Source organism: Rhodococcoides navarretei (genome assembly GCF_038069675.1).
GTDB lineage: Bacteria > Actinomycetota > Actinomycetes > Mycobacteriales > Mycobacteriaceae > Rhodococcoides > Rhodococcoides navarretei.
In genome coordinates, this window is record NZ_JBBPCN010000001.1 from 699,693 (window position 1) to 711,849 (window position 12,157).

The window sequence follows — 12,157 nt, forward strand, 5'->3', positions numbered from 1 at the left end:
CCGTTGTCGTATGTCCGCCCACGCCGTTCGCCTCCCGTCCGCCCACCCGCCCGCCCGTTCGCGTGCACCCGCCCGTTCGCGTGCACCCGCCCGTTCGCGTCAATGGACCCTTGCACCGCCCAGACGTATGCAACGGTCCATTCACGCAGGTAGCGGTCGGGCGTGAATGGACCCTTGTACCGGTCAGACGTGTGCAGTGGTCCATTGACGCAGCAGGAGGACCCGAGCGGCGAGGGCAACGGCGACGACGGCAAGTTCGGCCAGCAGGATCCAGAACAGCAGAGTCACATCGGGAGCCCAGCGGGCCAGGGTCGAGATCGGTGCCCCGGTGAGCATCGGCATTCCGAAGTACAGCACTCCTCCGGCGATGGCTGCCATCAGGATGTGCACAGGTGTCCATCGGCTCGGGGGAGTTTTGATGCGAAACAGGATTCGGCCCGCGCACAGTGCCAGCAACACCGCGAGTGTGCTCGACGCGATCAGCACGATTTCGTACATGCCGAGGCCGGTGATGCGGGGTTCGTCGATTCCGAGTCGGGTGAGAACGAGTGAGCGAGCCGCCGAAGCCAACTCTTCTGCCTCCAGTTCTCCGTATCGGTTGGTCGCGAACACCACGGCCAGGTGGCGTTCGGGAATGAGCGCAACATGCGTGAAATAGCCGGGGACCGCGCCCGAATGCCATCGCATCTCGGTACCGTCGGGCAGCGTTTCGACGTACCACCCGCGCCCGTACGCTGTGCCCGAGCCCGTGGGCACCGTCTCGGGACTGTTCGACGCCGGAGCAGTCAGTTGCCTGGATGCATAGCGTGAGAGTTCGTCGATGGAACCACTCAGATAGCCGTAACCCATTCCAGCGGAGTCGATTCCGGTATCGATACTGCGGGGGAAGGTGAAGAACGGTACGTGGCCGGGTGCGACCGCGCCGACGGTGTGCACTCCGGTTTCACGGGCCACGACGTCGGCGAATCGCTCTACGGTCACCTTCTCCACGATCGCTTGCAGCAGTAGATAATTCAGGCTCGAGTAGCGGAAGGTGCCGCGGTCGGCGGTGGTGACGTCCAAGGTGGGGACGACATCGAGCGCTCGCTCCGTACGCCCCCACACGTCCAGTTCGGTGACGTCGTGGGGGAGCCCGCTGGTGTGGTGGATCAGGTCGTCGATCGTGACGTCGCCCGAAAGGATCGAATCACTGTCCGGTAGAACGGTGTTCACAGTTGCTTCGATGTCCAGGACCTGACGTTCGGCGAGCGAGTACACCGTCGCCGCCGTCACCGACTTCGACACCGACCCCCACACGAACGGCGTCGCGTCGTCGATCGGTGCGCCGTCGCCGTCGACTCCGTAGTCGACGTTCTCGATGACCTCCCGTTCGGAGACGACCCGGAACGCCACCCCCGGTAGCCCCAGCTCGTCCGCCACCAACCCGATGTCCGACGCCGGGCCGGGGTCCGGCGGGATGGGGGAGCCTGCGGTCAGGACTGCCGCCACGATGAGGAGGGCGTGCACGATGCGCATGGATGCAGTGAACCAACCTCATCGAGGTCGACGCCTCGGTGAACACCCTGATTTCACGCCTGAGATCAGGGTGTGTGAATCAGCCCGGCGATCCAGGGCATGACATCGGAATACGCAGCCAGGGCTCCCGGGAGGTGGTTCGCGCCCTTGTAGGGGATGGCCGGGAACTCGTACTCGCGGTAGGTGACGTCGCCACCCAGGTCTTCCCAGCGCCGAAGCAGAGTTCGACTCTGCTCGATGGGTACGGTGTCGTCCTCGACTGCCTGCGACAGGTACACCGGCATGGCCGGGGCGACGCGGCCGACAGTGTTCGCTGCGGTCACCTCGGCGAAAGCCGGGCTGCTCAGCTGGTCGATGAGTGGCCGGCCGTCCTCGGTCAATTCGCTGGTGTGCACGATCTCGGTGGCCGCGGGGTCGGTGGTGCACCAGTTCTGCGCGGCATCGAGTGCGGCGTTGCCGTCGGCGTCGAAGAGGCTGCGGATGCTCTCCGCTCGTTCCGGGTAGGCGTTGATCATGCCGTCGACGGCAAAGAGCACGGCGCTGCCGAGAGTCGTGTTGTCCAGGGTGTCGATGTTGAGCGTCGGATCTGCCGGCGGTGCACCGACATACGCCCCGACGATATCGATGTCCGGCGCGTACGTGGCGGCCAACTCCGCAGCGGCTCCCGAGGCGAATCCGCCTTCGGAGTAGCCGAACAGCACCACCGGGGTGTCGGTGTCGGCGTGTGCCGCTCGGGCGGCGTCGAGCAGAGCGCGGCCCGAGGCGATGCGGTTCAGATACGTGTGTCCGCCGGGGGTGCCCAGCCCCTGGTAGTCCGTCGCGACGACGCGGTAGCCGGCCAACAGCAGCGGCAGGATGGCGGGGGACGACCCGACGGTGCCGAGAACTGCGGACCCGGCGCAGCGGTCGGCCATACCGGACGTGCCGGGTGCGTAGGCGATCACCGGTCGGGGGCCGGGTCCCGTCCATGGAGCGGTGGGGGTCATCGAGTAGCCGGAGACGACCATGGGGTCGTCGTGGGTATCGGTGGATCGATAGAGGATGCGTTCGATGTCGAAACCCAGTCCGAATCCTTTGGGCGAATTCATCGGCTTCGTCCTCACCACCTCGCCAGGAGCTGATGTGGCGATGGTCGGGACCGGTGCGTCGTAGAAGTCCCGCAGTGAATCGGCGGTCGCCACCGGCGTCGACACCGCCAGCATCACCGCCGTTGCGATCGCCACTGCCCCTACTGAGCCCTTCATCTGTCGCATCCTTCGTGTCGAGATTCCCGCACTCGATGGCCCGGCTGTGCCGCCGACGTTAGCCTGAGTATCGGTCCTGCACAGGGTCGACAACGAAAGGATTGACGTTCGATGCCAACTCGTACCTCACGCACAGCTTGGAACGGCACCCTCGAGCAGGGTTCCGGCCAGGTCGAGCTGTCCAGTTCCGGCGCAGCGACTTTCGACGTGTCGTTTCCCAAGCGCGCCGCCGAGAACGCCGACGGCACCACCAGCCCCGAGGAACTGATCGCAGCGGCTCACTCGAGCTGCTACGCGATGCAGCTGTCGGCCCTGATCGCCGAGGCGGGCGGCACCCCGCAGAGCCTGGAGGTCACGGCCGACGTTTCGCTCGGTCCCGACCAGCCGGGGTTCAAGCTGACGGGCATCAAGCTGACCGTTCGCGGCGAGGTCGACGGTCTCGACGCGGACGGATTCGCGAAGGCCGCTCAGGCGGCAAAAGAAACGTGCCCTGTCAGCAAGGCGTTGACCGGCGTCGACATCACCTTGGATGCGTCTTTGTAGGGCTGAACAGACGCGGGGCCCGATGTGAGACTGGCGAACAATCGTCAGGTTTGAAATAGTTCATCACTTGACCCATCTTCGGATGATTCGGTGACGAATTCAGGTCACACATCGGGTTTCGATTGGCTGTTGCGTACGTTCGGGGTACGCACCGACCGGCCTAGGAAGGAACGGTTCACCATGTTGTGGACGCGCTTCCTGGGCCTCGGTGCGATTGCAGTGGTGGCTTACTCGATCGCCCCGCGTGGACTACCCCAGAATGCGATCTATGCAATCGTGCTCTCGGCCACAGTGGCAGCGTTCGTGTATCGCTACGTCCGCGAACCTGGTGCGGACAAGCGGACGTGGAAGTACCTGGCCGTCGGCGTCGGCAGTTGGGGCGTCGGCGACGCGCTGATAGCCGTGACGAAAGTCGACGGTGCTCGTATGCCGACGTTGTCGGCCGCTGACGCGTTCTACTTGCTGGGCTACGCGATCATCGCAGTCGGGTTCGCCCGGGCCGCCGACGAGAACGGCCTGGTGTTCGGGCTGGAAGAGCTGTATGAATGCTTGATCGTCGCCGTCGGCTTCGGTCTCGTAACATGGGTGTTCGTCGTTTCCGACGGCTCGGCACGGTCGTTGTCCGAGGCCGCCTCCCTGTGGCCGGCAACGGCATACCTCACCGTCGACGCGTTCCTGTTGACCCTCGTCGTCAGTTTGTACCTCGTCACGCGGTCGGTCACCGTTCCCTTCCTGGCCGCAGCAGCGGGAGTTGTACTACTCGTTGCCGCCGACTGCGCGTCCTACGCCGCCGCGATCGATATCGAGATCTATCGATCGACGTTTCCGAACGCGATGTGGCTGGCCGCTTACGTCTGCTTCGGCGTCATCGCCCTGCACGACGAGCAGAAATCGGTCAGGCGGGCCGCCCGGCCCGGTCCGCTCAGGTTCGGCAAGGGGCGGTTTTCCACTCTCTCGGTTGCGGTAGCCGTTACACCGGTGGTGATGACCGTGCAGCTGGCTCGCGGCGTTCCGGTCGCGCAATGGGGTTGGGTCATCGTAGGGTCCTCGGCGCTGGTCATCGTGCTTGTCGGGTGCCGGATGGCGCGCTTCGTGCGGACTCTGCGGTTGCAGGCCGCGATCCTCGAGGACGTTGCACGGACCGATGCGGTGACCGGACTCGCCAGTCGGCGTTTACTTCGCGAGCGATTGGACTCGATGCTTGCCACTCGCGGTGATTCGGATGTATTCACGCTGGTGGTCGACATCGACCGCTTCGCACAGATCAACGAGACGTTCGGCTACAGCGTGGGCGACAGTGTGCTGCGTGAGATCGGCCATCGACTCGTCGCATCGGTTCGATCGGACGATCTGGTGGGACGCCTCGGCGGCGATCAGTTCGTGGTGGCGATGTGTCGTCGCCCAGGCCTCATCGACGCGAACGAGACCGCCGCACAGCTGCAGTTCGCCGTCAGTCGCAAGATGTTCGTCCACGACATCAATGTGGCCCTCGACGCGACGGTCGGAATTGCGGCCATCGACGAGTCGTCGGCACGTGCGCGCCGAGAGGTCTGCCCTTCGGCAATGCCGGTCGACGGTAACGCGATGATGCAGCAGGCTCATGTGGCGCTGACCGCGGCCAAGGCGGGGCAGACCCGAGTCGGTAGATACGAACCAGACATGGATCGTGACCGACACGATCAGATGCGGTTGCTGGGCGAGCTCGACACCGCGATTCGGGATCACCAGCTCCGGGTGTTCTTCCAGCCCTGCCTGGATCTCGAGTCGGGCAGCGTCGATCGCGTCGAAGCCCTACTTCGGTGGCTGCACCCGCGTGAGGGCTTGATCGGACCGTCGATGTTCCTGCCCGACGCCGAGCGCACCGGAATGTTGCCCGCCATCACTGCGCTCGTGCTCGACGAGGCGCTGGCGCAATGCAGCACGATGCGGCGCGACGGCATCGATCTGTCTGTCTCGGTGAATCTTTCGGTCCGAAATCTGCTCGACGATACGCTCACCGAACAGGTTTCCGCCGCGCTGGCGAAGTACGCGGTGCCTGCGCACGCCCTGGAGTTCGAGGTCACCGAGACCACCGCGATGACCGACCCGGTGCGCTCGGTGAATGCCTTGACTTCCCTGCGACGCCTGGGAGTCACCATCGCCATCGACGATTACGGAACCGGTTACAGCTCACTGGCGTATCTGCAGACTCTGCCGGTGCAGACGCTCAAGATCGACCGCTCGTTCGTGTCGAAGATGAACTCCGACGAGACCGACGCATCGATCGTGCGCTCGACCATCGACCTGGCTCGAAGCCTCGGGGTGCGGGTGATGGCCGAAGGGGTCGAGGACGCAGGCACGCTGGACGCACTCCGAGAGTTGGGCTGCGACGGTGTCCAGGGCTACTACCTCGGCAGACCGATGCCCGCAGAGTTCTTGGCCGAGGCCGTGGCGAAACTGGACTCGGAGATGCCGACGAGGTTCGAGTGGGAACTCGCCCGTCAACACATCTGAACCGACGCGTCCGCTCTCACGAAGCGGCGGGTACGTCCAACACGACCTCGAATTCGAGCAGCGATGCTCCCGACGACACCGGCTTGCTCTCCCCTGAACCAGCGTGTGCCTGGCGAGACGGCCCACCGGACCACGCCTGGAACGACTCCTCGTCCTCCCACTGGGTGACGACGAAGTAGCGGGATTCGCCCTTGACCGGCCGGAGCAGCTGGAATCCGAGGAAGCCCGGGGAGCCGTCGACCGAGCCGGCGCGCGCGGCGAAGCGCTTTTCGAGTTCGGGGCCTGCGCCCTCGGGTACGTCGATCGCGTTGATCTTCACAATGGCCATGCCCGCGAGATTACTCCGCCGTTATGCTCGGCGATGATGCTCTACGACGAGGGTGGATCCGGCCGTTCGATGCTGCTGCTGCACGGGCTGATGGGCAGTGCTGCCACCTGGCGCAGGCAGGTTCCGTGGCTCAGACAGTTCGGGCACGTTTACACCTACGATGCGCCGGGGCACCGTCGCCCCCCACCGGCCGAGCTCACCACCGAGTTCTTCGTGGCCGCTCTGCTCGAGCAGCTGGAGACACTGGGGCCCAGTGTGCTGATCGGCCATTCGATGGGAGCGTTGCACGGTTGGTGTGCCGCCGCGCAACGACCCGACCTGGTGACCGCGCTGGTGGTCGAGGACATCGCTCCTGACTTCAGGGGCCGCACCGCAGACGACTGGGCTGCGATGATCCGGGCGTGGCCGCAGCCCTTTCCTGACGCCGACGCGGTGCGTGAATTCTTCGGAGATATTGCGGGACAGTACTTTCTGGACTCCTTCGACCGAGACGACGACGGCTGGCGACTGCACGGCGAGGTCGACTTCTTCGAGTCGATTTCGCAGGAGTGGGGGACGCGGCACTTCTGGGACCAGTGGGATGCCGTCGATGCTCCGGTGTTGCTGATCGAGGGTGAACACACCATCACCCCGGCGGGTCAGATGACGCAAATGCACTCGCGCAAGCCCGGATCGGTGTACGTGCGGATCGAGAAGGCGGCGCATCTGATTCACGACGAGGCACCCGAGCGATATCGCACGGCGGTCGAGGAGTTCCTGCGCACACTAAGATGATCCGATGCCGCTCGCGAAGCTCAACGGAATCGACCTGAACTACGACGTCACCGGCGACGGACCACTGGTGGTGTTGGTGATGGGCACCGGTAGCCCTGGGCGAGTCTGGCGAACCCATCAGGTTCCGGTGCTGGTGAAGCAGGGATACCGGGTCGTCACTTTCGACAATCGCGGTATCGCACCGTCGTCCGAGTGCGCGAGCGGGATGACGCTGGACGACCTGGTCGCCGACACCGCTGCCCTCATCGAACACCTCGGCGGCGGTGCAGCACGCGTCGTCGGCACCTCGATGGGTGCCCGCGTCACTCAGGAATTGGCCTTGGCCAGGCCGGATCTGGTCTCGCATGCAGTGATGATGGCCACCTTCGGCAAGACCAGCACCTTTCGTGCGCAGATGTCGAAGGGCGAGAAGGATCTCCACGACGCCGGAATCGAACTTCCCGCGTCGTACCGCGCGGCAATGACTGCGATGCAGAACTTCTCGCCGAAGATGCTGGCCGACGACGGTGCGATCGGTGACTGGCTGGCGATCCTCGAATATTCGGGTGGTAAGAAGACTGCGGGCATGCGAGCGCAGATCGGACTCGAAATGCGCGCCGGGACAGACCGATTGGCGGCGTATCGGCGGATTGCAGCCAAGTCGCTCGTCATCGGATTCGCCGACGACCGAATGATCCCCGTGCAGCAGTGCCGCGACGTCGCCGACGCGATACCGGGTGCGCGCTACGTCGAGATCGCCGACACCGGCCACTTCGGTTACCTCGAACGCCCCGATGCCGTCAACGCGGCCCTGGTGGAGTTTCTGGCGTCCTAACCGTCCGAACCCTCGCCCGCGAGTGCGAACAATCCGGACTCGGTTTGTTCGATCAATCCGTCGGTGAGCAAGGAATCGAGAGCTCGGTCGCGTTGGGTCGTGTCGGTGGGCCAGACGATGTCGAGTTGGGCCCGCTCGACCGGGCCGGTGCTCTCCCGCAGGACCGACATGAGCTTGCCCCGCACCTGCCGATCCGTGCCGGCGAACTTCTGGACCTTCTTGGCGGGGCCGGTGTGCGCGGGCCTCCCGGCTTCGATCCAGGCGCACTCGGGAAGTGGGCACAGCAGACACGCCGGATTCTTGGCGGTGCAGATGAGCGCACCGAGCTCCATCAACGCCGCCGAATACCGGGCCGCGCGGGGTACGTTCTCCGGCAGCAATTGCTCCACGTCGGCCAAATCTCGTGTGGTCGAGGGATTTCCGGGCTCGGCGTTGCCGTGCAAAGCACGCGCGACGACGCGTCGAACATTGGTGTCCACCACTGGAACTCGCTGACCGTAGGCGAAAGTCGCCACCGCTCTTGCTGTGTAGGCACCGATGCCCGGCAGGCTCAACAGCGTCTCGACGTCGCGGGGCACCTCGTCGCCGTACTCCTCGGCGAGCACCCGAGAACACTCGTGCAATCGCAATGCCCGACGCGGATAGCCCAATTTGCCCCACGCACGAAGCACCTCGGCCTGCGAGGACGCGGCCATCGCCGAGGGCACCGGCCACCGCCGCACCCACTGCTCCCAGATGGGGGCGACCCGCACCACCGGAGTCTGCTGCAGCATGATCTCGCTCATCAGAATCTGCCAGGCGCTGACGCCCGGACGACGCCACGGCAGGTCACGTCCGTCGGTGTCGAACCACCCGAGCAGAGCCTCGGCATCGATCGGCAACTGTGCGCCCTTCTTCTCGTGTCTGTGATCGGTACCAACAGTAGTGAACTCAACTCGCCGTACGCCCGCTGCGCGTGCACAATGAAACCCATGCCTGCTTCGAATCCGATCGCTGCCTGGAAGTCACTCAAGGAAGGCAACCAACGGTTCGTCTCCGGAGAGGTCCTGCACCCGTCGCAGGGCATCGAGGATCGTGCTCGGCTCGAGAGTGCGCAGCATCCCGGTGCCATCCTCTTCGGCTGCGCCGACTCGCGTGTTGCCGCAGAAATCATCTTCGATCAGGGCCTCGGCGACATGTTCGTCGTTCGCACCGCCGGTCATGTCGTGGACTCCGCAGTCCTGGGTTCCATCGAGTACGGCGTCGCGGTTCTGAAGGCGCCGCTGATCGTGGTGCTCGGCCACGACCACTGCGGCGCAGTCCAGGCGACCGTCGACGCCCTCGAAAGTGGAGACGTCCCCGGTGGCTACATCCGCGACGTCGTCGAGCGCGTCACGCCGTCGGTGCTCTCGGCCCGACGTGACGGTCACGAGGCCGTCGACGAGTTCGAGGCACGGCACGTCCAAGAGACCGGCAATCTGCTGATGCAGCGCTCCCGCATCGTCGCCGAGAAGGTCGAGGCCGGGGAACTCGCGATCGTCGGCCTCACCTACCAGCTCTCGAAGGGGCACGCGCAGTTGCGTGAGGTCATCGGCGACATCGGCGAACAGCCCGCCTGACTCGTTCCCGAGCCCGCGCGAGCCAGGCGTTCGCGCGACACGCCGCGTGCGCTCAGGGATAGGTTGCCTCGGGCCGCATACGGTTGATTCGTGTTGGAACCGACCGGGCCTTTGCCTCCCGAAATCTACTGGCGACGCCGCGCGCTCGCCATCGGTGCGGCCGTTGTCGTCCTCGGATTGATCGTATGGTTCATCGCCTCGCTCAGCGGCGGTTCCGACGACACCGAGGCCGCTCCCGCCGGGGTCGTGGCGGCTCCGGCTACAACCTCGGCTCTGCCGTCGCCGAGCTCGTCCGCCACCGAAGGTGGTTCGGGCGGTGGCTCGGGTGGTTCCGGTGGCTCAGGTGGTTCCGGCGGCTCGGGTGGCGGAACGGACTCCGCTGCCGGTGGTGGCGCAGCTGCGACCACCAGCGGTGCCCCGGCCCCCGTCATTGCCAATCAGTGCCCGGACCAGTCACTCGCGATCAAGGTGACGCCGGAGCAAGCCACCTACCGTCTGGGCGAAGAGCCCGTGTTCACCGTGGTCATCACCAACATCGGCTCCACCGAATGCCAGCGTGACGTCGGTGCCGGGTTGCAGCAGGCACTCGTCTACACCCTCGACAATCAGCGCATCTGGTCCAACATCGACTGCTTCCCCAACGCCGCATCGGACCTGCGCACCTTCAAGCCCGGCGAACAGGCCGGCTTCACCGTCAAGTGGTCCGGCACCAATTCGGTTCCCGGATGCGGCGAAGAGCGCATCCCGGTCGGTGTCGGTGCTTACCAGGCGATCGCCCAGCTCGGTGAACTCAAGAGCGCGCCGGAGCCGTTCAACATCACCGGCTGAGTACGGTCGAATGTCATGACCACTTCGACAGCTCTCGCCCGCTCCGCCTACAAGACGCTCGAACCCTTTCACGTCACCGCGTACTTCAACCCCGAACTGGGTGCGGCATACGAGGACACCGGCCTCGACGGTCACGCCTGGTACGTCGGGGCTCGGGCGGCCCCGATGGGACCGTGCGCGCCGAGTGTCGTCGCTGCTGCGTTCTACAACTTCAATCCGGTACTGATCGAGCGTGCGTGGCCTGCCGCGGTTGCTGTCGGCCTGGAGACGGTGTCCGATCGCCGATGGACCTTGCTCGACTCCGTTCTCGGAACGGCTCTCGGCTCCTTGGCGGCCGACCCTGCTCTGGCCACGTTGGCGGGCCGTCTGGGCGACATCGGCGACACCGCCTCGTTCGCGGGCCGACCGCTCGCGGCCGCATGGCACTCCGCCGCTCGACCCGAGACGCCGCATCTCGCCCTGTGGCACTCGATCACCGTCCTTCGCGAATGGCGCGGCGACGGACACCTCGCCGCTTTGATCGACGCAGAACTCGACCCGACGGAAGCCGCCGTCTTCCACGAGGCCGACCGCACGACCCCGCAGCCCGGCCGTCGGGCGCTCGGCAAGCGCATCACGCAGCTGACCAGGCAGTGGTCCGAGAGCGAATGGGGTTCTGCTGCAGAACGACTCGCAACGCGCGGACTGCTCACCATGTCGGCCGAGGGCGAGACGTTGACCGACAGCGGCGTCGAGCTCGATCAGCACATCGAGGATCGCACCGACATCATGGCGTCGGCCGTGTGGAAGAACGTTCCGGACGCCGAGCAGTTGATCACCAGTGCCCGGCCGTACGTGAAGGCCGTCATCGACGCCGGCTTCCTGCCGGGGACGAAGAAGAAGGCGTCCTAGTCGTACGGCCCCGAGATCGAGGCCTCGGCCAGTCTGGACAGGCCTTCGCGGATGTGGCGGGCCCACAGGCCACCGATGCCGTCGACCGACTGCAGGTCGGCGGCGGTGGCCGCGAGCAGACCCTGCAGTGTGCCGAATGCGCCGACGAGTCGATGAATCTGGCTGAACTGCAACCTCGGGACTCGGGTGAGTACCCGATACCCGCGGGGGCTCATCGGGGTGTCGAGGGCTTCGATGGTCGCGGGATAGCCGAAGGCTCGGGCCAGCGTCGTCAGATCCAGCAGATCGACGTCGGTCAGTTTGTCGAGCGCTGCGAGTGCCTTCTCGACCCCGGTGGTGCTCGACGGTTCGTTGCCGGCGAGGTAGTCACGGACGATCAGTTGGCGATCGACGTCGTTGTCGCCCAACAGCTCCTCGAGCTGAAGTGCGAGCTGACGGCCGTCTGTACCGAGTTCGAGGACGTTCTGTTCGATTTCCACCGACACTCGGCGCACCATCTCGAGCCGCTGCGCGACGGTCAGGGCGTCACGCAGGGTCACGAAGTCCTCGATCTCGACCACCGAGAGTTGTCGCGTGTTGTCGTCGAGCCGGGCCTTGTAGCGTTCGAGCGTGGCGACGGCCTGATTGGCGCGCGAGAGGATGGTGGCCGAGCCTTCGACGACGTGCCTGATCCCGCCGATGTAGACGCTGACGATGCTCATCGACTGGCTCACCGAGACGACGGGATAGCCGGTCTGCATGGCGGTTCGCTCGGCGGCGCGGTGCCGGGTGCCGGATTCGACGGTGGGAATCTCGTGGTCGGGCACGAGCTGTACATTGGCGCGAACGATGCGCATGCCGTCGGTCGAAAGCACTACTGCGCCATCCATTTTCGACAACTCGCGCAGCCTGGTCGGCGCGAATTCCACGTCGAGCTCGAAGCCGCCGTCGCAGATCGCCTCGACCTCCGCGTCGTAGCCGAGGACGATCAGACCGCCGGTTCGGCCGCGGAGAATGCGCTCCAGACCGTCGCGCAGAGCGGTTCCCGGTGCGAGCCGGGCGATGGTCTCGCGCAACGCCGGGGACGGCGTGGTGCCCTCCATGGCCAACCCCCTCGTGTCATGGCAGCGGCATGGGCTCGTGCTGCGAA

At 65.5% G+C, this 12,157-nt stretch carries 12 protein-coding genes; 7 read left to right on the plus strand and 5 right to left on the minus strand.

Annotated elements, in window-relative coordinates:
* Positions 1-183: 183 nt before the first annotated feature.
* The gene (locus AABD04_RS03415; protein WP_341440238.1) at positions 184-1,515 is read right to left on the minus strand and encodes a serine hydrolase domain-containing protein; all 1,332 of its coding nucleotides are present in this window, start codon (positions 1,513-1,515) and stop codon (positions 184-186) included.
* A gap of 65 nt (positions 1,516-1,580) precedes the next feature.
* Positions 1,581-2,759, minus strand: coding sequence for a lipase family protein (locus AABD04_RS03420; protein WP_243594656.1), 1,179 nt, complete (start codon positions 2,757-2,759; stop codon positions 1,581-1,583).
* A 111-nt stretch (positions 2,760-2,870) separates the two neighbouring features.
* Between AABD04_RS03420 and AABD04_RS03425 the strand changes: the two genes are divergently transcribed.
* Together AABD04_RS03425 and AABD04_RS03430 are read left to right on the plus strand one after the other, a co-directional pair.
* On the plus strand, positions 2,871-3,302 hold the full coding sequence (locus tag AABD04_RS03425) for an OsmC family protein (RefSeq protein WP_243594655.1): 432 nt from the start codon (positions 2,871-2,873) through the stop codon (positions 3,300-3,302).
* A gap of 180 nt (positions 3,303-3,482) precedes the next feature.
* Entirely contained in the window at positions 3,483-5,795 is a 2,313-nt protein-coding gene (locus AABD04_RS03430) for a putative bifunctional diguanylate cyclase/phosphodiesterase (RefSeq protein ID WP_243594654.1), read from the plus strand.
* A 16-nt stretch (positions 5,796-5,811) separates the two neighbouring features.
* On the opposite strand, the gene AABD04_RS03435 is transcribed toward AABD04_RS03430, so the two are convergent.
* The gene (locus tag AABD04_RS03435) at positions 5,812-6,123 is read right to left on the minus strand and encodes an antibiotic biosynthesis monooxygenase family protein (RefSeq protein ID WP_243594653.1); all 312 of its coding nucleotides are present in this window, start codon (positions 6,121-6,123) and stop codon (positions 5,812-5,814) included.
* Between the two features lie 36 nt (positions 6,124-6,159).
* Between AABD04_RS03435 and AABD04_RS03440 the strand changes: the two genes are divergently transcribed.
* Both AABD04_RS03440 and AABD04_RS03445 read left to right on the plus strand, forming a co-directional pair.
* On the plus strand, positions 6,160-6,897 hold the full coding sequence (locus AABD04_RS03440; protein ID WP_243594703.1) for an alpha/beta fold hydrolase: 738 nt from the start codon (positions 6,160-6,162) through the stop codon (positions 6,895-6,897).
* A 4-nt stretch (positions 6,898-6,901) separates the two neighbouring features.
* Positions 6,902-7,711, plus strand: a complete 810-nt coding sequence (locus tag AABD04_RS03445) for an alpha/beta fold hydrolase (protein ID WP_341440239.1) — start codon at positions 6,902-6,904, stop codon at positions 7,709-7,711.
* On the opposite strand, the gene AABD04_RS03450 is transcribed toward AABD04_RS03445, so the two are convergent.
* Positions 7,708-8,592 (minus strand): HhH-GPD family protein, encoded by an 885-nt coding sequence (locus AABD04_RS03450; RefSeq protein WP_243594651.1) that lies wholly within the window; start codon positions 8,590-8,592, stop codon positions 7,708-7,710. The two genes, AABD04_RS03445 and AABD04_RS03450, sit on opposite strands and share 4 nt — an antisense overlap.
* Before the next feature lie 90 nt (positions 8,593-8,682).
* On the opposite strand from AABD04_RS03450, the gene AABD04_RS03455 reads away from it, so the two are divergent.
* From AABD04_RS03455 to AABD04_RS03465, 3 genes are all read left to right on the plus strand, one after another.
* Complete coding sequence (locus tag AABD04_RS03455) at positions 8,683-9,309, plus strand: carbonic anhydrase (protein ID WP_243594650.1); 627 nt, start codon at positions 8,683-8,685, stop codon at positions 9,307-9,309.
* A 90-nt stretch (positions 9,310-9,399) separates the two neighbouring features.
* Complete coding sequence (locus tag AABD04_RS03460) at positions 9,400-10,137, plus strand: hypothetical protein (RefSeq protein WP_243594649.1); 738 nt, start codon at positions 9,400-9,402, stop codon at positions 10,135-10,137.
* 15 nt (positions 10,138-10,152) lie between these two features.
* The gene (locus AABD04_RS03465; RefSeq protein ID WP_341440240.1) at positions 10,153-11,028 is read left to right on the plus strand and encodes an SCO6745 family protein; all 876 of its coding nucleotides are present in this window, start codon (positions 10,153-10,155) and stop codon (positions 11,026-11,028) included.
* Here AABD04_RS03465 and disA read toward each other — a convergent pair.
* On the minus strand, positions 11,025-12,110 hold the full coding sequence (gene disA / locus AABD04_RS03470) for a DNA integrity scanning diadenylate cyclase DisA (protein ID WP_243594647.1): 1,086 nt from the start codon (positions 12,108-12,110) through the stop codon (positions 11,025-11,027). The genes AABD04_RS03465 and disA overlap by 4 nt on opposite strands.
* Between the last annotated feature and the right edge of the window lie 47 nt (positions 12,111-12,157).

Coding starts and splice junctions, on each gene's coding strand:
- AABD04_RS03415 (WP_341440238.1), bottom strand. CDS start 1,515: ATGCGCATCGTGCACGCCCTCCTCATCGTGGCGGCAGTCCTGACCGCA.
- AABD04_RS03420 (WP_243594656.1), bottom strand. CDS start 2,759: ATGAAGGGCTCAGTAGGGGCAGTGGCGATCGCAACGGCGGTGATGCTG.
- AABD04_RS03425 (WP_243594655.1), top strand. CDS start 2,871: ATGCCAACTCGTACCTCACGCACAGCTTGGAACGGCACCCTCGAGCAG.
- AABD04_RS03430 (WP_243594654.1), top strand. CDS start 3,483: ATGTTGTGGACGCGCTTCCTGGGCCTCGGTGCGATTGCAGTGGTGGCT.
- AABD04_RS03435 (WP_243594653.1), bottom strand. CDS start 6,123: ATGGCCATTGTGAAGATCAACGCGATCGACGTACCCGAGGGCGCAGGC.
- AABD04_RS03440 (WP_243594703.1), top strand. CDS start 6,160: ATGCTCTACGACGAGGGTGGATCCGGCCGTTCGATGCTGCTGCTGCAC.
- AABD04_RS03445 (WP_341440239.1), top strand. CDS start 6,902: ATGCCGCTCGCGAAGCTCAACGGAATCGACCTGAACTACGACGTCACC.
- AABD04_RS03455 (WP_243594650.1), top strand. CDS start 8,683: ATGCCTGCTTCGAATCCGATCGCTGCCTGGAAGTCACTCAAGGAAGGC.
- AABD04_RS03465 (WP_341440240.1), top strand. CDS start 10,153: ATGACCACTTCGACAGCTCTCGCCCGCTCCGCCTACAAGACGCTCGAA.
- disA (WP_243594647.1), bottom strand. CDS start 12,110: ATGGAGGGCACCACGCCGTCCCCGGCGTTGCGCGAGACCATCGCCCGG.